Annotated in this window: 20 protein-coding genes and 1 rRNA gene; 11 read left to right on the top strand and 10 right to left on the bottom strand. The window is 69.6% G+C overall.

Annotation, left to right across the window (positions count from 1 at the left end; translation table 11 throughout):
- Window positions 1–9 precede the first annotated feature (9 nt).
- From pstA to pstS, 3 genes are all read right to left on the bottom strand, one after another.
- Complete coding sequence (pstA, locus tag ACIBJB_RS41365; protein WP_398939042.1) at window positions 10–1,071, bottom strand: phosphate ABC transporter permease PstA; 1,062 nt, start codon at window positions 1,069–1,071, stop codon at window positions 10–12.
- Window positions 1,068–2,072, bottom strand: a complete 1,005-nt coding sequence (gene pstC / locus ACIBJB_RS41360) for a phosphate ABC transporter permease subunit PstC (RefSeq protein ID WP_398939040.1) — start codon at window positions 2,070–2,072, stop codon at window positions 1,068–1,070. Before pstC ends, pstA begins: the two co-directional genes overlap by 4 nt.
- 114 nt (window positions 2,073–2,186) lie before the next feature.
- Complete coding sequence (pstS, locus tag ACIBJB_RS41355; RefSeq protein ID WP_398939038.1) at window positions 2,187–3,311, bottom strand: phosphate ABC transporter substrate-binding protein PstS; 1,125 nt, start codon at window positions 3,309–3,311, stop codon at window positions 2,187–2,189.
- Window positions 3,312–3,608: 297 nt separating this feature from the next.
- Between pstS and ACIBJB_RS41350 the strand changes: the two genes are divergently transcribed.
- Window positions 3,609–5,153 carry an FAD-binding oxidoreductase gene (locus tag ACIBJB_RS41350; RefSeq protein ID WP_398939035.1) on the top strand — a complete coding sequence of 515 codons (1,545 nt, stop codon included), beginning with the start codon at window positions 3,609–3,611 and terminating at the stop codon, window positions 5,151–5,153.
- A 32-nt stretch (window positions 5,154–5,185) separates the two neighbouring features.
- Here ACIBJB_RS41350 and ACIBJB_RS41345 read toward each other — a convergent pair whose 3' ends face one another.
- The 3 genes from ACIBJB_RS41345 to ACIBJB_RS41335 form a co-directional block, all read right to left on the bottom strand.
- On the bottom strand, window positions 5,186–5,884 hold the full coding sequence (locus tag ACIBJB_RS41345; protein WP_398939033.1) for a phosphatase PAP2 family protein: 699 nt from the start codon (window positions 5,882–5,884) through the stop codon (window positions 5,186–5,188).
- A 168-nt stretch (window positions 5,885–6,052) separates the two neighbouring features.
- Window positions 6,053–7,060, bottom strand: coding sequence for an NlpC/P60 family protein (locus tag ACIBJB_RS41340; RefSeq protein ID WP_398939031.1), 1,008 nt, complete (start codon window positions 7,058–7,060; stop codon window positions 6,053–6,055).
- Window positions 7,061–7,171: 111 nt separating this feature from the next.
- Entirely contained in the window at window positions 7,172–7,885 is a 714-nt protein-coding gene (locus ACIBJB_RS41335) for a trypsin-like serine peptidase (RefSeq protein ID WP_398939029.1), read from the bottom strand.
- Between the two features lie 121 nt (window positions 7,886–8,006).
- On the opposite strand from ACIBJB_RS41335, the gene ACIBJB_RS41330 reads away from it, so the two are divergent.
- Window positions 8,007–8,882, top strand: coding sequence for an alpha/beta fold hydrolase (locus tag ACIBJB_RS41330; RefSeq protein ID WP_398939027.1), 876 nt, complete (start codon window positions 8,007–8,009; stop codon window positions 8,880–8,882).
- Between the two features lie 21 nt (window positions 8,883–8,903).
- Here the strand turns inward: ACIBJB_RS41330 and ACIBJB_RS41325 are convergent, their stop codons facing one another.
- Window positions 8,904–9,821 carry an oxidoreductase gene (locus tag ACIBJB_RS41325; protein WP_398939025.1) on the bottom strand — a complete coding sequence of 306 codons (918 nt, stop codon included), beginning with the start codon at window positions 9,819–9,821 and terminating at the stop codon, window positions 8,904–8,906.
- Between the two features lie 90 nt (window positions 9,822–9,911).
- Here ACIBJB_RS41325 and ACIBJB_RS41320 point away from each other — a divergent pair, with 90 nt between their 5' ends.
- The 9 genes from ACIBJB_RS41320 (at window position 9,912) to ACIBJB_RS41280 (ending at window position 21,255) form a co-directional block, all read left to right on the top strand.
- Window positions 9,912–10,526, top strand: a complete 615-nt coding sequence (locus tag ACIBJB_RS41320) for a TetR/AcrR family transcriptional regulator (protein WP_398939023.1) — start codon at window positions 9,912–9,914, stop codon at window positions 10,524–10,526.
- A 268-nt stretch (window positions 10,527–10,794) separates the two neighbouring features.
- Window positions 10,795–12,138, top strand: coding sequence for a peptidase S8 (locus ACIBJB_RS41315; RefSeq protein WP_398939022.1), 1,344 nt, complete (start codon window positions 10,795–10,797; stop codon window positions 12,136–12,138).
- A 342-nt stretch (window positions 12,139–12,480) separates the two neighbouring features.
- Window positions 12,481–13,755, top strand: a complete 1,275-nt coding sequence (locus ACIBJB_RS41310; RefSeq protein WP_398939021.1) for a peptidase S8 — start codon at window positions 12,481–12,483, stop codon at window positions 13,753–13,755.
- Window positions 13,756–14,093: 338 nt separating this feature from the next.
- Entirely contained in the window at window positions 14,094–14,402 is a 309-nt protein-coding gene (locus tag ACIBJB_RS41305; RefSeq protein WP_007383036.1) for a hypothetical protein, read from the top strand.
- Between the two features lie 165 nt (window positions 14,403–14,567).
- Window positions 14,568–15,401, top strand: coding sequence for a hypothetical protein (locus ACIBJB_RS41300; RefSeq protein ID WP_398939020.1), 834 nt, complete (start codon window positions 14,568–14,570; stop codon window positions 15,399–15,401).
- Window positions 15,391–16,722 (top strand): hypothetical protein, encoded by a 1,332-nt coding sequence (locus ACIBJB_RS41295; RefSeq protein ID WP_398939018.1) that lies wholly within the window; start codon window positions 15,391–15,393, stop codon window positions 16,720–16,722. The genes ACIBJB_RS41300 and ACIBJB_RS41295 overlap by 11 nt, the downstream gene beginning before the upstream one ends.
- A complete protein-coding gene (locus ACIBJB_RS41290; RefSeq protein WP_398939016.1) occupies window positions 16,719–18,278 on the top strand; it encodes an SCO6880 family protein in 1,560 nt (519 codons plus the stop codon). Before ACIBJB_RS41295 ends, ACIBJB_RS41290 begins: the two co-directional genes overlap by 4 nt.
- A 10-nt stretch (window positions 18,279–18,288) precedes the next feature.
- Window positions 18,289–19,698 (top strand): ATP-binding protein, encoded by a 1,410-nt coding sequence (locus ACIBJB_RS41285; protein WP_398939015.1) that lies wholly within the window; start codon window positions 18,289–18,291, stop codon window positions 19,696–19,698.
- Window positions 19,699–19,713: 15 nt separating this feature from the next.
- On the top strand, window positions 19,714–21,255 hold the full coding sequence (locus tag ACIBJB_RS41280) for a type VI secretion protein (RefSeq protein ID WP_398939248.1): 1,542 nt from the start codon (window positions 19,714–19,716) through the stop codon (window positions 21,253–21,255).
- Between the two features lie 3 nt (window positions 21,256–21,258).
- On the opposite strand, the gene ACIBJB_RS41275 is transcribed toward ACIBJB_RS41280, so the two are convergent.
- The 3 genes from ACIBJB_RS41275 to rrf all read right to left on the bottom strand — a co-directional run.
- Entirely contained in the window at window positions 21,259–22,116 is an 858-nt protein-coding gene (locus ACIBJB_RS41275) for a GNAT family N-acetyltransferase (protein WP_398939014.1), read from the bottom strand.
- A gap of 26 nt (window positions 22,117–22,142) precedes the next feature.
- Entirely contained in the window at window positions 22,143–22,688 is a 546-nt protein-coding gene (locus ACIBJB_RS41270) for a GNAT family N-acetyltransferase (protein ID WP_398939012.1), read from the bottom strand.
- Window positions 22,689–22,758: 70 nt separating this feature from the next.
- Window positions 22,759–22,853 (bottom strand): 5S ribosomal RNA (gene rrf / locus ACIBJB_RS41265); the annotation flags it as partial.

The raw sequence follows: 22,853 nt of genomic DNA, 5'->3' as shown, positions 1-22,853 counted from the left end.
GTTGTCGCCTTAGCGACCGGTCTTCGGGGCCTTCCAGCGGGCGATGCCGCGGGCCACCAGGTTCAGGATCATCACGAAGGCGATCAGCGTCAGCGCCGCGGCCCAGGCACGGTCGTAGGCCGCACCGGAGCCCGCGCTGTTCGCGTACTGCTGATAGATGTACAGCGGCAGCGAGGCCTGCGCACCATCGAAGGGGTTGGTGTTGATGAGCGAGTTGCCCCACACCAGCAGCAGCACCGGCGCGGTCTCGCCCGCGATACGGGCGATCGCCAGCATGATGCCGGTCGTGATGCCGCCGATCGAGGTCGGCAGGACCACCTTCAGGATGGTGCGCCACTTCGGGACACCGAGCGCCAGGGACGCCTCGCGCAGCTCGTTCGGGACGAGCTTGAGCATCTCCTCCGTGGAGCGGACCACGACCGGCATCATCAGGATGGCCAGCGCGAGCGAGCCCGCGAAGCCGAAGGGCTGCATGTCGAACATCAGCATGATCGACAGGATGAACAGACCCGCGACGATCGAGGGGATACCGGTCATCACGTCGACGAAGAACGTGACGGCCTTGGCGAGGTTGCCCCGCCCGTACTCGACCAGGTAGATCGCGGTGAGCACGCCGACCGGCGCCGCGATCACCGTGGCGAGGCCGACCTGCTCCAGGCTGCCGAGGATGGCGTGGTAGATGCCGCCGCCCGGCTCGGTGTCGGAGACCAGGCCCATCGAGTGGGTCAGGAAGTAGACGTCGAGGACCTTCACACCGCGTACGACGGTCGTCCAGACCAGGGAGATCAGCGGGACCAGGGCGATCAGGAAGGCGACCCAGACCAGCGCGGTCGCGACCCGGTCCTTGGCCTGCCGGCGCCCCTCGACGCGGGCCGCGATGACATACGTGCCGAGGACGAACAGGACCGCGGCCATCAGGGCCCACTGGATGCTGCTGTTCAGACCGGCGGCCGCGCTGATGCCGAGGCCGAGGGCGACCGAGCCGACGGCGATGGCGTACGGGCTCCACTTGGGGAGGCGGGCGCCGCGCAGGGTGCTGCGGGGCTTGTCGGCGATGACGGCGTTGCTCATGCGTTGGCCCCCGAGTACTCCTTGCGGCGGGCGATGATCATGCGGGCCGCGCCGTTGACCAGCAGGGTGATGACGAACAGCACCAGACCGGAGGCGATGAGGGCGTCCCGGCCGAGGTCGCTGGCCTCACTGAACTTGCTGGCGATGTTCTGGGCGAAGGTGCCGCCGCCCGGGTCGAGCAGACTGGCCTGGATGGTGAAGGTCGGGGAGAGCACGGTGGCCACGGCCATCGTCTCGCCGAGCGCACGGCCGAGACCGAGCATCGAGGCGGAGATCACGCCGGAGCGGCCGAAGGGGATCACCGCCATGCGGATGACCTCCCAGCGGGTGGCACCGAGGGCGAGGGCCGCCTCCTCGATCATCTGCGGGGCCTGGCGGAAGACCTCGCGGCTCACGTTGGTGATGATCGGCAGGATCATGATCGCGAGCAGGATGCCGACGGTGAGCATCGAGCGGGGCGCGCCGCCCTGCCAGTCGAAGATGCCGGTCCAGCCGAGGTAGTCGTCGAGCCAGCCGTAGAGGCCGTTCATGTGCGGGACGAGGATCAGGGCGCCCCAGAGGCCGTAGACGATGGACGGCACGGCGGCGAGCAGGTCGATCACATAAGCGATGGGACCGCTCAGCCTGCGCGGGGCGTAGTGGGTGAGGAACAGGGCGATGGCGACCGCGATCGGGACCGCGATGACCATGGCGATGATCGAGGAGACGACCGTGCCGAAGGCGAGGACGGCGATGCCGAACTTCGGCGGGATCAGACCGGTGTTCCACTCGAAGGTGGTGAGGAAGTTCGCGTCGTCCTTGCCGATCGCGATGGAGGCGCGGTACGTGAGGAAGACGGCGATCGCGGCCATGATCGCCAGCAGCAGGATGCCCGACCCACGGGAGAGACCGAGGAAGATCCGGTCACCGGGTCGGGTGGCGCCGCGGGCCGCGCGCTTCAGCTCGGCGTCGGTCTGCTGGGGGGTGGGGGGAGGTGCGTCTGTTATCTGTGTGGTGTCCATCGGGTTCTCCGGTCTGCTGAGCCGCGTGCGATGTGCGGCTCCTGGCGGCGGTGCACCGGACGGTGTGGTCGGACCGGGTCCCTCGAAGCGGGCCCCGGTCCGACCACACTCAGGTCAGCTCAGGCCCTCGATGGTGGTGCGGACCTTGGCGATGATGTCGTCGGGGATCGGCGCGTAGTCGTTGTCCGCGAGGACCTTCTGGCCGTCCTCGGAGGCGATGTAGCGCAGGAACGCCTTGGTGGCGGCCAGGGTGTCGGCCTTGTTGCCCTTGTCACAGGCGATCTCGTACGTCACCAGGGTAATCGGGTAGGCACCCTCTGCCTTGGTGGCGTAGTTCAGCTGCAGCGCCAGGTCGGAGCCGGTGCCGACGACCTTGGCGTCGGCGATGGCCTTGGTGGCGTTCTCCACGCTGGCCTCGACCGGGGCGGAGGCGCCCGTGTCGATGCTGACCGGGTTGATGCCGTCCTTGGCGTACGACAGCTCCATGTAGCCGATCGCGCCGGAGGTCTGCTTCACCTGCTGGGCGATGCCGGAGGAGCCGGACGCCGACTGGCCGCCCTTGGCCTGCCAGGCCTTGCCGCCCGAGTAGGGCCAGTCGCTCTTGGCGGAGGCGATCAGGTACTTGGTGAAGTTGTCCGTGGTACCGGAGTCCTCGGAACGGTGGAAGGCCTGGATCTTGAGGTCGGGAAGCTTGGCGTCGGGGTTCAGCTTCGCGATCGCCTGGTCGTTCCACTTGGAGATCTTGCCGTTGAAGATCTTCGCGAGCGTCGGGGCGTCCAGCGTGAGCTTGTCCACGCCCGGGACGTTGTAGCCGATCGCGATCGGGCCGCCGACCATCGGGAGGTCGATGGCCTGGCCGCCGGAGCAGACCTTCTTGGAGGCGGTGACCTCTTCCGGCTTCAGCGCGGAGTCGGAGCCGGCGAAGGCGACCTGCCCGTTGGTGAAGGCGGTGATGCCGGCGCCGGAGCCGCTGCCCTTGTAGTTGATCTGCACGCCACAGGCCTGCGTGAACTGCTTGACCCAGGCGTCGATCGCGTTCTTCTGCGCGGAGGAGCCGTCGGCGAGCAGCTGGCCCTTGGCGTCGTCACACTTGATGCTGCTGGCGTTGGCGGTCGAGGACGCGCTGCTGCCACCACCGTCGCTGGTGTCGTCCGAGCCGCACGCCGTGAGGGCCAGGGCGCCGGAGACGGCGAGAGCACCGAAGGCGAGGGCCCGCCGGTTCTTGCGCTGAAGCTTCACTTGAGTTCCTTCCGGGAGCCGCCGTCCTGAATCCGGCGGCGTGCGCGAAGTCTGAGAGACACGGATGCGCCTTCCTGGCGCACCACGCATCGCGTAAGGCCGAAATTAGGCAGATCAGGTGAAGGCGTTGATGGCCGGAAGTGAACTGCGGGTGAACCCCTGCAGAAGGTGCGGTGAGGTCACGGAACGCTTACGTCGAGGGCACAGTGTGATTCCGGAACCCTCCAGGGAACCCTCACCCCCACAGTCCCGTCTCGTACCACGGAAGCCGACGAGGCCGACGGAAGGCACGGACACATGCAACGGCGTACGTTCATCGGGGGCGGCGCGGCCGCGATCGCCGCGGTGGCCACGGCCGCGTGCGACGGCGGGGGCAGCGCCGGCGCCGCACAGAGCACCATCGGCCAGTCCCTCTCCTCCTCCCGTACGCCCGCCGCGGCCGCCGCGAACTGGTCGGGCCTCGCCCGCGACCTGGACGGCCCACTGGTCCGCCCCGGCGACGCCGACTGGGCGACCGCCCGGCAGCTCTACAACACCCGCTTCGACTCACTGAGGCCCGCGGCGGTGGCGTACGTGGCGCACGCGGACGACGTCCGTTCCACTCTCGCCTATGCCCGCGCCCACGGCATCCGGGTGGCCATCCGCAACGGCGGCCACTCCTACGCCGGCTGGTCCTCGGGAAACAACAGACTGATCGTCGATGTCTCCCGGCTGAACCGCGTCCGCGCCTCGGGCGGCACCGCGGTGGTCGGCGCCGGCGCCAAGCTGATCGACGTCTACCGGGCCCTCACCGCCAAGGGCGTGACCATCCCCGGGGGCTCGTGCCCGACCGTCGGCATCTCCGGTCTCACCCTGGGCGGCGGTCACGGCGTGGCCTCGCGGGCCTACGGACTGACCTGCGACAGCCTCACCCGGGCGACGCTGATCACGGCCGACGGCAAGGAGCTGACCGCCGACGCGTCCACCGACAAGGACCTCTTCTGGGCGCTGCGCGGCGCGGGCAACGGCAACTTCGGCGTAGTGACCGAACTGCACTTCAGGACCCACCCCGCCCCGCAGGGCGTGACCGCGTACGCGACCTGGCCGTGGTCCAGGGCGGCCGCCGTGGTGAGGGCATGGCAGGAGTGGGGCCCCACCCAGCCCGACGAGATCTGGTCCTCCTGCCACGTGGAGAACGGCGGCTCGCCCTCCGTGGCGGTAGCGGCGTTCTCCCTGGGCACCTACGGCGAGCTCCAGAACGCGCTCGACCGCCTGGCCGACAGGATCGGCTCACCGGCCCGCAGCGTGACGCTCAGGCGGCACTCCTACGAGAGCGCGATGGAGGCGTACGCGGGCTGCTCGTCCTTCTCCACGGACGCCAGGTGCCACCTGCCCGGCTCCACCCCGGGCCGCACCCCGCAGGGCGCCCTCGGCCGCGAGACCTACGCGGCCCACTCGGACTTCTTCGACCGCTCGCTCTCGGCGGCCGGCATCCAGACCCTTCTCAGTCAGATCGCCTCGGTCCGGGGCGGCTCGGGCAGCATCGCCCTGACCGCCCTCGGCGGAGCGGTCAACCGCGTCGCCCCCACCGCGACGGCCTTCGTCCACCGCCGCTCCCGCATGCTGGCCCAGTACATCGCGTCCTGGAAGGCGGGATCGACGGGCACGACGGCCCGGTCCTGGCTGACGGGAGCCCACGACGCGATGAAGCCCTACGCCTCGGGCGCGGCCTACCAGAACTACACGGACCCGACGCTGAAGGACTGGCGGAAGGCGTACTACGGCGACGCGGCGACACAGCTGGCCAAGGTGAAGAAGCAGTACGACCCGCAGGGGTTCTTCACCTCCCCGCAGTCGCTGTAGCGGTTCCCCGCAGTCGCTGTAGCGGTCGTGCGCTACGCGGCGAGATCCCGCTCGGAGGCCGCGGCCTCCTGCCGGGCCCCGGGAATCACCGAGGCCCCCCGCTCGACCCCTCGCGCGCGGACGATCCACGCCCCCTTCGAGGACCCCTCGACCGCCTTCATCACCGGCGTGAGGAGAGCCATCGCGAGCGGCGACAACAACAGGGCCACCGCCGTCCCGAGCGCGAACCCGCCGATGACGTCCGTCGGATAGTGCACACCCATGTACACCCGGCAGAACCCTTCGAGCAGCGCGAGCGCGATGCCGAGGAGCCCGAACTTCCGGTTGACCACGAACAACCCGGCGGCCATCGCCATGGTGATCGTCGCGTGGTCGCTCACGAAGGAGTAGTCGGTCTTCCCGGAAACCAGGACCTCGAGCCCCTCATGGGTCCGGAACGGCCGGGGCCGCTCGACGAACCCCCTTATGGGCACGTTCACCAGCACGGCCAGCGCGGCGGCGAGCGGCGCCCACACCAACGCGGCCACGGAGGACGCCGCGTCCTCACCTCCACGCCGGCGGCCCGCCCACCAGCACCACAGGATGAGCAGCACCATCCCGAGCAGGATGCCGTACTCCCCGACGTACTCCATGACCCGGTCGAACCAGTGCGGGGCGTCCTTGGCCAGGCCGTTGATGTCGTAGAGCAGGTCGACGTCGGGGTTCGACCCGGATTCGGCGAGAACAGCCATGGTGCTGCGGCCCCTTCGTCGTCTTTCCCGGCGTACCCATGTGCGCTCGGCTACGCCCCCAGGAACGCACGGCTCCCGTTAATACGTTCCACACTCCACTGAATGATCACGCAGACGTTATCGAAGAGAGACACATCACTGCAGTTCAGGGGTGGGTTTCACGTTCGGTCACACCGTCGTGGGCAATGCTTTCGCGCCATCTTCGGTGACCCGGGTGGCACCGAAGTACTCAGAAGTGTCGATCGGGTCGAACCGGATCACAGCACCTGTTCTCGGTGCGTCGATCATGTATCCGCCGCCCACATAAATCCCCACATGGTGGATCGCGCGCGAGTTGTTGAGGTCGGTGGAGAAGAACACCAGGTCCCCGGGCAACAGTTCACTTCTGGCCGGATGCGGGCCGGCGTTGTACTGATCGTTCGCGACGCGCGGCAGCGTGATGCCCACGCTCTCGTACGCGGCCTGCGTCAGCCCCGAACAGTCGAAGCGCCCGCCCTGCTCGGCGGTACCGGTCCCGCCCCACAGATAGGGCGTCCCGAGCTTCTTCTGCGCGTAGTAGATGGCCCCGGCGGCCTGCTTGGAGGGATCGACACGGGACGTGGGCGCCGCGAAGCTCTCCTCCAGCGTCGTGATGGTCTTCACGTAGTTCTGGGTTTCCTTGTACGGCGGCACGCCCCCGTACTTGATGACCGCGTAGGCGCCCGCGTTGTAGGAGGCGAGCATGTTCTCGGTGATGTTGCCCGGGACGGCCTTCACATAGGACGCGAGGGAGCAGTCGTAGGAAGCCGCCGAGGGAATGGCGTCGTTGGGGTCCCATACGTCCTTGTCGCCGTCGCCGTCCCCGTCGACCCCGTGCGTGGCCCAGGTCCCCGGGATGAACTGCGCTATTCCCTGCGCGGCCGCGGCGCTCTGGGCCTTCGGGTTGAACCCGCTCTCCTGGTAGAGCTGGGCGGCGAGCAGGGCGGGGTTGATGGCGGGGCAGAGGTTGCCCCACTTCTGCACGAGCGGCTGATAGGCGGCCGGAACAGCCCCCTTGGCCAGCGTCCTGGTGGCTCCGCCGACCCCGCCCGCAAGGTTGCCTGCGACGACGTAGACCCCCACGACGAGCAGCATCACGAAGCTGAGCCCCGCCCCGAGAGCGGCGCCCGCCACGAGCCACGCCTTACGCACCGTCAACCGCCCCTCACCGACTGGGAGTCCGCCCGCGTCAGTCTAGGAGCTTCCCCGAAGGAAACCGGGGTACTCGGACGGGTCGGCGCGAAGATCGCGGTCGAGGGGGCGCAGAACTCAGCGGACCGCGTCCCGGTAGAGTGCGGCGGCCTCCGCCCCGAGGACCACGCTGTACGACACGTCGGGCGTCGCCCCGCCCTGCTCGTGCCCGCCCAGCACCCCCACGACCTGCCCGTTCCCGTTCACCCAGGGGCTGCCGCTGGTCCCGCCGGTGAAGTCGGGGCAGTCGATGCGCTGTTGCGTACGGCTGTGCGCGGTCGGCCTGTTGGTGCAGCTGATCGGCAGGTCACGGGAGGAGGGATACCCGGTGACGGTGACGGCGGTGGCCCCGGTGGCTGAGCCGGTCACGAACCGGTTCCCGCCGACGGCGTCCTGGATGTCCCCCTCGACCGTGGCGAAGGCGACATCACTGTCCTCGTCCTGCCCCTTGGACCACCCCTCGGGCATGTACCGCTTGCGCACCTTCCACGTCCCGTACGGCGCTGTGCCGTCCCGGTAGCCGGGCACGAACACGAGGCCGTCGTCACCATTGTCGAGACAGTGCGCGGCGGTGACGAGGAGGTCCCGGTGCGGGCTGCGGACGACGGAGGCGGTGCAGTGGTGCTGTCCGCCGTTGAACAGGGGTCCCACGCGGGCGGTCGGCGAGTTCGCCGCGGCGACCACCGTCACCCCGAAGGGCCCCGCCCCGTCGTCGGCGACCGCCTCGGAGGCCGAGGTGACGGTGAGCAGGACGACGGCGGCGTGGAGAGCCAGACGTGGCGTGCGCTTCACGGAAGCCAGCATTCCGCACGAAGGTGAGAAACACGTCAACGGGCGATCACGGCCGTGGTCACCGTGTGGATCGCGCGCTCCAGGGCAGCCGGACCCCGACGACCGAACCCGGGAGGCCGGTGTGTTCGACGGTTTCGAGCTGACACGCCGCGAGGGCGACGACGGGGTCCGGCTGCGGGTGCGGCACGGCGGCAGCGGCCCCGCCGTGCTGCTCCTGCACGGACACCCCCGTACGCACGCCACCTGGCACCGGGTCGCCCCGCTGCTGGCCGCGGCCGGTCACACCGTCGTCTGCCCCGACTTGCGCGGCTACGGCCGGTCCGACAAGCCCCCGACCGATCCGGAACACCGTCCGTACTCCAAGCGCGCCATGGCCGGCGACTGCCTCGCGGTCATGCGCCGCCTCGGGCACGAGCGGTTCACGGTCGTCGGGCACGACCGGGGCGCGTACGTGGCCACCCGGCTCGCCCTCGACCACCCGGAGGCCGTGTCCGCCGTCAGCGTGCTGGACGCCGTCCCCATCGGGGAGGCCCTGCGCCGCTGTGACGCCGGCTTCGCCGCGAGCTGGTGGCACTGGTTCTTCCTCGGCCAGACGGACAAGCCCGCCGAACGCGTCATCAACGCCGACCCCGACGCCTGGTACACGGCCACCGCCGAACAGATGGGCGCCGAGGCGTACGAGGACTACCGGCACGCGATCCACGACCCGGCCACCGTGCACGCCATGTGCGAGGACTACCGGGCCGGCCTCGGGGTCGACCGGGAACACGACGACGCCGACCGCCGGGCCGGCCGGCGCATCGACAGCCCGCTCCAGGTCCTGTGGGCCACCCGCGACGACATGAGAGACCTCTACGGCGATGTCCTGGACGTCTGGCGCGACTGGGCGGGCGACCGGCTGGAGGGCGGTCCGATCGACTCCGGGCACCACATGGCCGAGGAGGCGCCGGAGGAACTCGCCGGCGCGCTGCGCGGGTTCTGGGCGAACGCCGGCTGAGTCACCGGCGCGTGCCCCCGATCAGGTGGCCCGCGTCTCCACACCCTGGGGAAAACGCGTCCCCGTCAGCTCCTCCGACACCGTCCACAGGCGCCGGGCGACGGCGGGGTCGCTCGCGGCCGTGCTCCGGCCCACCAGCGTCGGCGCGCCCCTCATCTCGCCGAGCCCGTCCGGCCCGACATAACTCGCCCCCGGCAGCTCCTGCGTCGCCGCGTACAACGTGGGCAGTGCGCCCGCGCGGTCGTCCTGCGCCAGGAACCTGTTGCCGAACTTCATGAACACCCGGGCCGCCGCACTCGCCGCGTGGCTCTGGAGGTTGGTGGCCGAGTAGCCGGGGTGGGCGGCCAGAGCGCGGACCTTGGAGCCCGACTCCGTCAGCCGCCGCTGGAGCTCCAGCACGAACAGCAGGTTCGCCAGCTTCGACTGGCCGTACACGCCCCTCGGGTCGTAGGCCGACGTCCTGTTCAGGTCGTCGAAGTCGATCCGCTGGTCGCCCCAGCGGTGCGCACCCGAGGACACCGTCACGACCCGGTCGGTGACATACGGCAACAGCAGGTTCGTCAGCGCGAAGTGGCCCAGATGGTTGGTGCCGAACTGCATCTCGAAGCCGTCCGCCGTCCGCTGTTGCGGGACCATCATCACGCCCGCGTTGTTGATCAGCAGATCCAGCGGGCGGTCCCAGCCCGCCGCGAACTCCCGCACCGACGACAGGTCCGCCAGATCCAGCCGCCGGACCTCCGTGCTGCCGTTCACGGTCCTCGCCGCCGCCTCACCGCGCTCCACGTCCCGTACGGCGAACACGACGTGCGCGCCCGCCTCGGCCAGGGCCTGCGCGGCCCGGAGTCCGATCCCGCTGTTCGCCCCCGTGACCACCGCCGTGCGGCCGGCCTGGTCGGGGATCCGGGTCGCGTTCCACTTCTGCTGCTTGTCGATAGCCATACACCCGAATGTAGACGCCGCCAACAATGCTGTCAATGACAACAATGGTGGCACTGCCAACAATGCTGGCATCGACTACATCCGGATACGATGGCACCCATGCCAGCCGAGAAGCCCGAGACCCGCCCCTACCACCACGGAGACCTGCGCTCCGCCCTCCTCGCCGCCGCCGAGCGCACCCTCCGCGACAAGGGCAGCGCCTCCCTCTCCCTGCGGGAACTCGCCCGCGACCTCGGCGTCAGCCACGCCGCCCCCGGCCGGCACTTCAAGGACAAGCAGGCCCTCCTCAACGCCCTCGCCCTGGTCGGATACGACCGCATGGCCGAGGCCCTCGAAGCCGCCGACGAACCGGGGCTCGCCCTGAGGGACCGCCTCACCGTCCTCGCCCGGACCTATCTCGGCTTCGCCATCGACAACGCCGAGCTCCTGGAGCTGATGTACGCCCGCAAGCACGACCCCGACGCCGCCGAACAGATGGCCGCCGGGATCGACCGCACGGTGGGCGCCCTGGCGCGGGCCGTCGCCGCCGCCCAGCAGCGCGGCGAGATCGTCGACGGCGACCCCGAGCAGCTCACCATCGTCGTGGGCACCGCCCTCCACGGCCTCGCGTCCTTCGCCGCCACCGGCATGTTCACCACCGAGGCCGCCATGCAGACCGTGCCGGAACTGGTCCACCACCTGATGCACGGCCTCAAGCCCCGCTGATCCGGAGACGCCAACCGCCTTCACTCACCCGGGAGTTGTGTGCGACGCGTGTAGATGGTCAAGCCGTGACCATCCCCCGCCCATCCGCCCGCCATTGATCAGCAATCCCCCAACGCCCTTCGGTATGGCGGAAGTCAGGATTCCACCGCCTGCCTTGTTGTCACGTACTCAACAAGGCGATGGTCTACCCGGGTCGCCGCCCCCACCGGGAACCTCACCGGTGGTCCCCCACCGCAGGCCTCTGCAACCACTCTCAGGAGGCTGTACGTTGCGTACTCCCCACACCCCCCACATACCCGGCAGATGGCGCCGGGCCGGCTCCACCGCCGTGGCCACCACCGCCCTCGTGTTCGCCGGACTCGGCACCGCCGTCCACGCGACCGCGGCCACGCCCGACCACGTGAGCGCCAAGGCCGTCGCCACCGCCGTCGCCAAGGCCCATGTGCAGTACGAGAGCACGTGTGACGCCACCCCCAAGAAGGGCTACGCCGTCTGCAACGCCCTGCGCGTCACCGGCGGCACCACCGCGTTCATGGAGAAGCAGGCTGCACTGAAGGGCATGACCGCCAAGACGCTCAAGCCGAACGCCTCCTCCGCGAGCCCGACCGGCTACGGCCCGAGCGACCTCCAGGACGCCTACGGCCTGACGGACGCCTCCGCCTCCAACGGCTCGGGCGAGACCATCGCCATCGTCGACGCCTACGACGACCCCAACGCCGCGGCGGACCTGGCCACCTACCGCAGCTACTACGGCCTGCCGGCCTGCACCACCGCCAACGGCTGCTTCAAGAAGGTCTCCCAGACCGGCTCCACGACCTCCCTGCCCACCGCCGACAGCGGCTGGGCCGGTGAGATCTCCCTCGACCTCGACATGGTCTCCGCCATCGCCCCCAACGCCAAGATCCTGCTGGTCGAGGCGAGTTCGTCGAGCATGGCCAACCTGGGCAAGGCGGTGAACGAGGCCGTCACCCTGGGCGCCAAGTTCGTCTCCAACTCCTACGGCGGCTCCGAGTCCTCCTCGGACACCTCCTACGACTCCTCCTACTTCAACCACCCCGGCGTCGCCATCACCGTCTCCGCCGGCGACGAGGGCTACGGCGCCGAGTACCCGGCCGCCTCCAAGTACGTCACCGCCGTCGGCGGCACCGCCCTCAAGACCTCCTCCACCAGCCGCGGCTGGACCGAGAGCGTCTGGAAGACCAGCTCCACCGAGGGCACGGGCTCCGGCTGCTCCTCGTACGACGCCAAGCCCTCCTGGCAGACCGACAGCGGCTGCACCAAGCGCATGATCGCCGACGTCTCCGCCGTCGCCGACCCCGCCACCGGCGTCTCCGTCTACGACTCCTACGGCTCGGACGGCACGGGCTGGAACACCTACGGCGGCACCAGCGCCTCCGCCCCCATCATCGCGTCGGTGTACGCCCTCGCGGGCACTCCGGGCAGCAGTGACTACCCGGCCCAGTACCCCTACGAGGACACCACCGCCCTCAACGACGTGACCTCCGGCAACAACGGCTCCTGCACCACGAGCTACTTCTGCACCGCCAAGTCGGGCTACGACGGCCCGACCGGCCTCGGTACCCCGGCAGGCCTGGGCGCCTTCACCGGCTGATCCGGTCCACGAGTGTCCCCGTCGGGTCACGGGGACGCCGCCCTTGAGAGGGGGACGTGGGGTCCCCTCGGCGGCACAACGGCAACGGGCCGCGACATCCGGTCGCGGCCCGTTCGCCGGGTCCACGCGAGTCAAGTCACCACCGCCCGCGGTCCATCGAGCGGCCATGCGCGAGTAAGCCCGGGACAACTTTCGGTATGGCGGAGGTCAGATTTCCAGCCATTCTCTGTTGTCACGTACGGAACAAGGTGGACCGTCCTCACAGGCCGCCGCCCGCCGCCGGGGAAAGCCGACGGCACGCACCCGCACCGCCCCTGTCCCTCACCATCAGGAGGCTGCACCTTGCGTACCAACTTCCCCCACACACGCCTGAGATGGCACCGCGTCGGCTCCGCCACGGCCGTCACCGCCGCCCTCGTCCTCGCCGGCTTCGGCACCGCGGTCCACGCGGACGCGACGACCTCGTCCAAGGTCACCTGGGCCGCGACCCCCTGCGCCACCCCCAAGAAGACCGGCGAACTCGCCTGCAACTCCCTTCGCGTGACCGGCGGCACCACCGCCTTCCAGAAAGCCCGGGGCATCAACCCCAAGGCCGCCGACGCCGCCACCCCCTCCGGCTACGGCCCGAGCGACCTCCAGTCGGCCTACGGCCTGACCGCCGCGGCCGCCTCCAACGGCGCCGGCGAGACCATCGCCATCGTCGACGCCTACAACGACCCGAACGCCGAGGCGGACCTCGCCAAGTACCGCTCGTACTACGGCCTGCCGGCCTGCACCAGCGCGAGCGGCTGCTTCAAGAAGGTCTCCCAGACGGGCTCCACGACCTCCCTGCCCTCCAGCGACGCCGGCTGGTCCGAGGAGATCTCCCTCGACCTCGACATGGTCTCCGCCATCGCCCCGAACGCCAAGATCCTCCTCGTCGAGGCCAAGTCCGCCACCATGGCCAACCTGGGCAAGGCGGTGAACGAGGCCGTCACCCTGGGCGCCAAGTTCGTCTCCAACTCCTACGGCGGCTCCGAGTCCTCCTCGGACACCTCCTACGACTCCTCGTACTTCAACCACCCCGGCGTCGCCATCACCGTCTCCGCCGGCGACGAGGGCTACGGCGCCGAGTACCCGGCCGCCTCCAGGTACGTGACGTCGGTGGGCGGCACCGCGCTGTCCACCTCCTCCAACAGCCGCGGCTGGACCGAGACCGTCTGGAAGACCAGCTCCACCGAGGGCACGGGATCGGGCTGCTCGTCCTATGACGCCAAGCCGAGCTGGCAGACCGACAGCGGCTGCACCAAGCGCATGATCTCGGACGTATCCGCCGTCGCCGACCCCGCCACCGGCGTCTCCGTCTACGACTCCTACGGCGTCACCGCCGGCTGGTACACGTTCGGCGGCACCAGCGCCTCGTCCCCGATCATCGCGGCCGTCTACGCGCTGGCCGGTACGCCCGGCAGCAGCGACTACCCGGCCCAGTACCCCTACCGGCACACGTCCTCCCTCAACGACGTGACCTCGGGCAACAACGGCAGCTGCTCGACGAGCTACTTCTGCACCGCCACCTCGGGCTACGACGGTCCGACCGGGTGGGGCACCCCCAAGGGAGTGAGCGCCTTCACCGGCTGACTCTCCGTCAACGAACGGGCCGCGGACTCCCCTACCGCGGCCCGTTCGCCATGCCGGCGGCCCTCCGGGTTAGCCTTCACCCGCAGAACATCGGTGCCAGAAGCGCCGCAGGTCGTAAGAGGGGTCAACGACGGAACCACACGACAGGTTCCGCCCAGGCCTCATTGCCCGGCGTTACCTGCCGTGATACACAGAGTGACCAGACAGTCATTCGTACGAAACCCGCCAACCAATGCCGCCAAGTCGACATACGACGGCGGAATTGTCGGCGACAATGAGGCCTGACCTCTGCGCACACGCAGGGGAAACGGAACTACCCACCAGGGGCGGTGACTTACATGCTCTTTGCGGCCGACAAGGGAGACATCAACACCATCATCGGCGGGATCGCTCCGGACTGGGGCCCCTTCGGCGCGCTGGGGACCGAGGCCAAGACGATGATCCAGGTCGTCATGGCGGTCGCCATCCTGCTCTGCCTCGGCATCGCCATCTGGGGCGCCGCCAAACAGCGCATCGGCGCCACCGCACTGCGCGACACCTTCAGCGCGGAACAGGGCAAGGGCCTCATCATCGCGGGGCTGACGGGAGTCTTCATCATCGGCTCCCTGGGCACGCTCTTCACCATCGTGTACGGCATGGCCGTATAGCCGCCGCGTCCGGTACAGCCCCTCCAACCCACCCGTCCGCAGTGCCCACCGGCTTAGGTTGCGTTCCCTGATGTCGAGTCACCACACCGCACCCGCACGGAAACCAGCGCGGCTACCGTCGTACTCCTACGCGTTTTCGTACGACGTCGAGGGGACGTGAGCGGCATGAGTCTCGGAGACGACCAAGAAGGCTCCGGCGGTTACGGCGGCACGGGCCAGACCCGCACCCGGTACCCGGAGGGCAGCAGCGACGTCTACGGCGGCGCCCGCCGCTCCGGCCGCTCGTCCTCCCGAAGCCTGGTCACCGTGGTCGGCGTCATCGTCCTCCTGATCGCCGCGATCGCCTTCGCGAACCGTGGCGGGGACGATGGCTCTTCCTCGGCGGAGGGGACGGGGAGCCGACCGGACGTCGCGTCGACAGCACCGAGCGGGACCAAGCCGGTGCAGTCCACGCCGGGTGTGATTCCCACCGGCTACCCGCATGACGTCCAAGGTGCGCAGAGCGCGGCGGCGAACTACGCCGTGGCGCTGGGCTCGGCCGACATGTTCAACAAGGCCAAGCGCGACGCGATCCTGCAGACCATCATCGCCCCCACCCATGTCACCGATTTCACGTCGACTCTGGACAAGGCCTACACCCCGGCCTTCAGCAAGAACATCGGTCTGAACGACGACGGCTCCACGCCGGTCGGCTACACCTTCGTGTCCCGTACGAGTCCGATCGGCACCAAGGTCACCCAGTCCTCCCAGAACAGCGCGACCGTCGATGTCTGGTGCAGCGGGCTGCTCGGCATGGCAGGCGAGAAGTCCACGAACCCCGTCACCAACAGCTGGTTCACCATCACCATGAAGCTCGAGTGGACCGCCGACGACTGGAAGGTCGTCACGCAGTCCCAGAAAGAAGGCCCGGCGCCCGTCCCAGGCGACGACACGGCCTCCAGCGCGGACGAGATGGCGAAGGCTGTCGCCGAGTACGGAGGGTTCACCTATGCCCGGTAGTCGCTACGTGCTCAAGGCCGCGGCGGCGGTCACAGCCGTGCAGACCGCGACCGTGCTGCTGGCGGCCCGTGCCTTCGCGGCCCCGTCGCCCTCACCGTCTCCCACGCCGAGCGACGACGCCTGCCGCCTGATCACCGGCACCGCCCGTTCCCTGTGCGAGAGCGACCGCAGCAGCAAGTCGAACGGCGGATCGATCAACGACGATCCCACCTCCACCCTCGACCCCATGTCCTCCCTCGCCAAGAGCTGCGCGAAGGCCGCGGCCTGGACCATCGACAAGCTCAGCGACGCCGTCGAGAACACCGCCAACGTCGACTTCACCAACCAGAAGTTCCTCCAGCAGTACGCGGTCGTCTTCGCGGCCTCGACCATCCTCACCCTTCTCCTGTGGCTGCTGGCCGTAGCCAAGCGCGCGGTACGAGGCGTCCCCCTCACCACCGCCATCAGCGAGGCGATCGGGTTCCTGTGGCTGACCGTGCTCGCGTCCGCCTTCACCCCCCTCATCCTCTACACCGTCGTCTCCGCCACCGACGGCGTCTCAGAGGTCCTCGCGAAGGCCACCGGCGACCAGACCGACACCTTCTTCGGCACCTTCTCCGGCGCCCTGGAGAAGGGCAACGACATCGGCGGCGGCCCCATCATGCTGATCGTCGTCTCCCTGGTCAGCATCCTCGCCGCCGGCGTCCTGTGGCTGGAGCTCGTCATCCGAGCCGCCCTCCTCTACGTCGGCGCCCTCCTCGGCACCGTCGTCTACGCCGGCCTCGTCGACAAGAACCTCTGGGGCCACGTCCGCCGCTGGGCCGGCATCATGATCGCCGTCATCCTGGTCAAACCGGTGATCGTCATCGTCCTCGGACTCGCCGGCGCGCTCTCCTCCGACGACGGCCCCGACGCCTTCTCCGCCGTCGTCTCCGGCCTCGCCATCATCCTGCTCGCCATCTTCGCCAGCGCGATGATCTACCGTTTCGTCCCCGGCTTCGGCGACGAGATCGCCGGCTCCCGCAACAACCGCATCATGCAGAACGCCGAGGGCAAGGCCGCCGCGGTGATCAGCTCCCCGGCCACCCTGGTCGCCCAGGGCATCAAGACCCACAGCTCCCGGGCCGACAACAACGGTCAGGCCTCCGGAGGCTCGGGTGCCCGCCCGAGCAACCCGGCGTCCGGCGGAGTCGCCGCCCACAGCTCGCGCACCCCGAACGGAGGTGGCGGATCTGTCCCCTCCGCCGCTCCCGCACCCCGCTCGAGCAACCCGGTGAACAGCCCGCACGCCGGCAACACCCGCAACGGCAGTAGCAACAGCACAGGAGGTGACGGGCGTTGACGACCGAGTCCCACGTGTCGCATACGGTCACGCCCCGCCGTACGTATCTGATCGGCCGCGCCCGGCCGAACGCGATCGTCGGCCGCAATCGCGAGACGGGCGAGATCGCGCTCATCATCGTGGGCGCGTTCCTCGGCATGATGTGCGGGCTCCTCGTCCCGGTGCTCTCCCTGCGCATCGTGCTGCTGATGGGCTTCCCGCTCGTCGCGCTCGCCGCGGTCTACGTGCCGTACAAGCGCCGCACCTTCTACAAGTGGTTCGAGATCAACCGCAGTTACAAGCGCACCCTCCGCCAGGGCACGACCTACCGCTCCTCCGTGATGGAGGCCGGCACCCACGTCGACGGCCGCGAGGTCGAGGTCGGCCCACCCCCCGGCATCGGCCGGATCAACTGGCTCGCCGCCCCGTTCGGCCCCGACGAGATCGCCGTACTGCTCCACGCGGACCGCCGCACGGTGACGGCCGCGATCGAGATCGAGGGCCCCGGCGTCGGCCTGCGCGACTCCGAGGACCAGGAAGCCCTCGTCGACCGCTTCGGCACCCTCCTCAAGCACGTGGCCAACGGCGACGGCTTCGTCACCCGCCTCCAGATGCTCGCCCGCACCCTCCCCGCCGACCCCGACGCCCACGCCAAGGACGTCGCCATGCGCGGGGACGACAGGGCACTGCCCTGGCTGCAGACGTCGTACGACCAACTCCAGTCCATGGTGTCGACCAGCAGCGAGCAGCACCGCGCGTACCTCGTCGCCTGCATGCACTTCAACCGCGAACTCGCCGCCGAGGCCCAGGCGATGGCCCGCGCGGCCCGCCCCCAGTCCGGCCGCAGGCTCGACCGGGACGCGGGGCTCGCCGTCGTCATGGCCCGCGAGCTGACCGACATCTGCTCCCGCCTCCAAGAGGCGGACATCCGCGTGCGCCAGCCCCTCGGCCAGGGCCGTCTCGCCTCCCTCATCCACTCCATGTACGACCCGGACCACCCCATCGACCACATCCAGGCGATGACCAAGCGCAACGCCTGGCCGGCCGAGCTGGACGCCATGGAGCCGACGTACCTCCAGGCCAAGACGAGGGAGTCGTCCACCCGCGCGCCCTGGTGCCACGCCACCGCCTGGGTGAAGGAATGGCCGATGACCCCGGTGGGCGTCAACTTCCTCGCGCCGCTCCTCGTCCACACCCCGGACGTCATCCGAACGGTCGCCGTGACGATGGATCTCGAGCCCACCGAGGTAGCCATCGAACGCATGCTGACCGAAAAAACCAACGACGAGGCCGAGGCCTCCCGCGCAGCCAAGATGAACCGCACCGTCGACCCCCGTGACGTCGCCTCCCACAACCGCCTGGACCAGCGCGGCGAGGACCTCGCGAGCGGCGCGGCCGGGGTCAACCTGGTCGGCTACATCACCGTGTCCTCCCGCAACCCCGAGGCCCTGGCCCGCGACAAGCGGACCATCCGGGCCTCGGCCGGAAAGTCGTATCTGAAACTGGAGTGGTGCGACCGCGAGCACCATCGCGCCTTTGTGAACACGCTTCCGTTCGCCACCGGCATCCGAAAGTAGGGGACCAAGCATGCGGGATCCGCTGTCCGTCCTCAGCGACGCCTTCACCTCCTTCCTCTTCGGAAAGGTCGAGACGACCCGCCTGCCGGTCCGCACCTCCACCGGCCAGGCGCAGGCGGTCTACCTCCCGACAGCAGCGCCGGGCCTCGGCGACTCGGGGGTGATCATCGGCCGCGAGGTGTACTCCGGCAAGGGCTACATCTACGACCCGTTCCAGCTCTACGGCCAGCAGCTCCCGGCACCTCACTGGCTGGTCCTGGGCGAATCCGGCAACGGCAAGTCGGCGCTCGAGAAGACGTACGTCCTACGGCAGCTGCGCTTCCGCGACCGCCAGGTCGTCGTCCTGGACGCCCAGGGCGAGGACGGCGTCGGTGAATGGAACCTGATCGCGCAGGAGTTGGGGATAACCCCCATCCGCCTGGACCCGATGGCCGCCCTGGACATGGGGATCCGCCTCAACCCGCTCGACCCCGCGATCACGACGACCGGCCAGCTCGCCCTGCTCCGGACCATCATCGAGGTCGCGATGGGCCACGGCCTCGACGAGCGCTCCGGCTTCGCGCTCAAGGTCGCGCACGCCTACGTCAACGAGACGATCGTCGAACGCCAGCCGATCCTCACGGACATCGTGGAGCAGCTACGGCACCCCGAGCCCGAGTCGGCCGAGGCGATGAACGTCGACATAGAGGACGTCCGCGCGTGGGGCCTCGATGTCGCCCTGGTCCTGGACCGCCTGGTCGACGGTGACCTGCGGGGCATGTTCGACGGCCCGACCACGGTCGGCATCGACCTGGACGCGCCGCTGATCGTCTTCGATTTGTCCCACATCGACCGCAACTCCATCGCCATGCCCATCCTCATGGCGATCGTCGGAGTTTGGCTGGAACACACCTGGATCCGCCCCGACCGCAAGAAGCGCATCTTCCTGGTCGAGGAGGCCTGGCACATCATCGCCAGCCCCTTCGTGGCCCAGCTCTTCCAGCGGCTGCTGAAGTTCGGCCGGCGGCTCGGCCTGTCCTTCGTCGCGGTCGTCCACCACCTGTCCGACGTCGTGGACGGAGCGGCGGCGAAGGAGGCCGCGGCGATCCTGAAGATGGCATCGACGAGGACGATCTACGCCCAGAAGGCGGACGAGGCGCGTGCGACGGGCCGGGTCCTGGGCCTGCCCCGCTGGGCGGTCGAGATCATCCCCTCCCTCACCCCCGGCATCGCCGTCTGGGACGTCAACGGCAATGTCCAGGTGGTCAAACACCTGGTCACCGAGACCGAACGCCCCCTGGTCTTCACCGACCGCGCGATGACGGAGTCCTCCAGCGACCTGACCGACGACGCCCTGCACGCCGCGGAGCTGGAGGCGGAGGAGCGGGCGGCGGCCTTCGTGGAACAGCACATGGGCGACTCCGAGTCGACGGTGGCGTAGGAGGGAGGGCACGTGGTGAGACCGGACGACCGCCGACAGGGCGGTCAGGGAGGCCAGGGAGGCGTCCCGGACGGGCTGTTGGTCGGCATACTCGCCTTCCTCCTCGGCATGACCCTGCTGGTCTGGACGGCAACGGGCCTCGCGGGCCTGTTCGCCCACGGCGACTGGCCCCACAACGTCACCTTCACCCGCACCCCCCAGGCCATGCGCCACCTCATCGGCCACCCCCAGGACATCCCAGGCGCCTGGCCCGACACCCCCGCAGGCCGGCTCTCCGGCTACGGCCTGGTCTGGGGCCTGTTCATCGGCCAGCTGCTGATCCTGGGCGTCCTGACGATCTTCGTGATGGGAACACTGGCCCGCTGGAGGGCGGTACGGGCGAGGACTAGAGCGGAGAAACTGGCGGCAGGGGAACGACGTCCGGAACCGGGGCCGGTCCATGAGGTACCGGCCCCGAGACCGGCGCCGGAGCCGCAGCCTCACCCGGAAACTCAACCTCAACCGGCCACGGCGGCTCCTCTCCCCAGCTCCCCACACCCCACCGAGCCCCTCCTCGCGACGCCGACGGCTGCCAAGCTGCCCACGTCCCTGTCCCAGGGTGAACGGGGGGCCGGGTGGGAAATGCCCCGCCCCGAAGGCGCGGTGCTCTACGCCCCCAGGGAAACCCGCCACTCAACCGCGACCCAGACCATCAGAGACGCGGAAGGCCCCGCCCTCGTAGTCACCTCGAACCCCGCCGTCTGGGCCGACACCAAGGACGCCCGAGCCAAACTGGGCCCGGTCCACGTCTACGACCCCACCCACCTCTGCGACACCCCGGCCCGCCTCCACTGGTCCCCCACCACAGGCTGCGAGACCAAGGAGACAGCCAAGACCAGGGCACAGGCCCTCCTCGCCCCCGTCCGGCCCACAGCGAAGATCGACCAGGCCGTGGCCGACGTGGCCGAAACGCTCCTGCGCAGTTACCTCCACGCCGCGGCGATAGAAGCCCGCACCATCCGCCACGTCCACCGCTGGTGCCAGGGCGCCCAGGTCCAGGACGCCGTGAGAACCCTCCGCACCAACCCCAAGGCGGCACCCGGCTCCGCGGGCGAACTCGAAGCGGCCCTCACCGCGCACCCCGAGCGCCGCGACATCGCCCAGGAGTTGATCAGCCGGGCCCTCTCCGCGCTCTTCACGGTCAACATCCGCGAGGCATGCACTCCCAACCGAAATGATGCCCTCGCCTTGGATTCCTTCGTCGACGAAGGGGGCACGCTTTATGTGGTGGGTGAATCCATCGAGGACCCCAGGACCAATCCAGGCGCGATGCCCCTTCTGACGGCCCTCACCTCAAGCGTGGTCGAGCGTGGCCGGCGCATGGCCGAACGGTCATCCTCCGGTCGCCTCGACCCACCACTGACGCTCGTCCTGGACGACGTCGCAGCCGTGGCTCCGCTTCCCCAGCTCCCGGAGTTGCTGGCCGCCGGAGCGGACCGGGGGCTTCCGACCCTGGCCCTGCTCCGGTCCCGCGAACAGGCCCGCACCCGCTGGCCGGACGCGGACCTCCCGGCGTAGAGCTCAGAAGTCGTAGGCAGCCCAGTCGACGACCGGCACGTATCCCAGGCGCCGGTAGAGGGCGTTGCTGGTGGGGTTGGCCGCGTCCGTGAACAGCACGACATCCTCGGCGCCCGAGGCCAGCGCGGCCCGGCTCACCTCGGCGGTCACAGCACCCGCGTATCCGCGACCGCGCAGAGGCGCCGGGGTGTAGACGGGGTCCACCTGGACCAGCCCGGCGACCATGGGGTTCGCGCCCGCCATGGAGACGGGCGTCCCGTCCGGAGCCTCCCAGAACGTGTAGCGCTTGTCCGCGAAGCGGGTGTGGGCCCAGGAGTCGGCGTCGATGGTGACGGCTTCCCCCACGTCCGCCGCGAACCCGCGGCACAAGCCCATGAGTTGCTCGAGGTCCTGCTCCCCCACGGCCCGGCTCCGGCCCGCCGGGAACGGCTCCGGCGGGACGAGCGTGCCGAGGCGGTGCAGACAGAGCCGGACGCGCACCCTCGGCGTCGCCCCGGTGTGCCGCTGCCAGGCCTCGGCGAACACGGCGGCGGTGGCGTCGTCGGCGCTGACGGACGGAACGGAGTGCCCGAGGGCGACCAGACGGGCGGCGAGGGCGTCGGCCTGCTCCGCGCTGAGAGGAGTGAGGCTCAGACCACGGCTGGGCGACAGGCGGTAGAAGGCGCCCTGCACCTCACCGGCGCGCTCCAGCAAACCGAACACGGCGGCTTCGGCACCGTACGCGGCCGCCCCGCGTCGCCGCAGTCTCGCGGTCCACGTCAGCGGCATGATGTGCCGGACAGGACGTGAGCGCAGGAACTCCCCGGCACGAGCGAGGAAGTCGTCGATGTCTTCGGTGAGGTACCAGTCGTCCGGGCCCATGCTTCATGATCCCTGATGAACGCGCCTCAGTCGCGCTCCAGCACGAACTCCAGCTCGGACTCCCCCGGATCCTGCGGCAACCGCACCCGTACCCCGCTCGGCACAAACCCCACCTTGCGGTAGAGGCCCTGCGCCCGCCCGTTGTCCTCGTGCACGATGAGCCGCACCCGCTCGGCGCCGGCCCCCCAGGCCCACTCAACGCCGGCCGCAAAGAGCGCCTTGGTCAGCTCACCGCCACGCGCCTCGGGCCGTACGTACACCCCGACGATGTGTCCCTGCCGCCGTTCGACCGGAAACCCGGCCCAGTCCGTGGTCCCCGCCTCCTCCAGCAGGACGACCAACTGCCCGAGCCACCGCCCGTCCGACCCCTCGGCGACGAATTGCTGCGCCCCGGTCTCCCCTTCGGCGGCCCCGGCCGCCCTGTCCTCCCAGAAGGAGTCCGGACGGGCGACAGCCTCTTCGTAGGTCTCGAGAAACGCCAGGTGCGCCACCGGATCCCGCAGCGAGTCGAGCCTGAGCTCCTTCACTGCGGGCCATTCGTCGGCACGTATGGACCGGATCGCATAACTCATGCGGACCACAGTAATACCTGAAACGCAGGAAACCCCCGTTCCGAATGGAACGGGGGTTTCCTCAAAATTTGTTCGGCGGTGTCCTACTCTCCCACAGGGTCCCCCCTGCAGTACCATCGGCGCTGTAAGGCTTAGCTTCCGGGTTCGGAATGTAACCGGGCGTTT

It is taken from the genome of Streptomyces sp. NPDC050759 (genome assembly GCF_044456945.1).
Classification (GTDB): Bacteria; Actinomycetota; Actinomycetes; order Streptomycetales; family Streptomycetaceae; genus Streptomyces.
The sequence above is the reverse complement of the archived record's forward strand: the minus strand, read 5'-3'. Positions and strand labels throughout refer to the sequence as shown.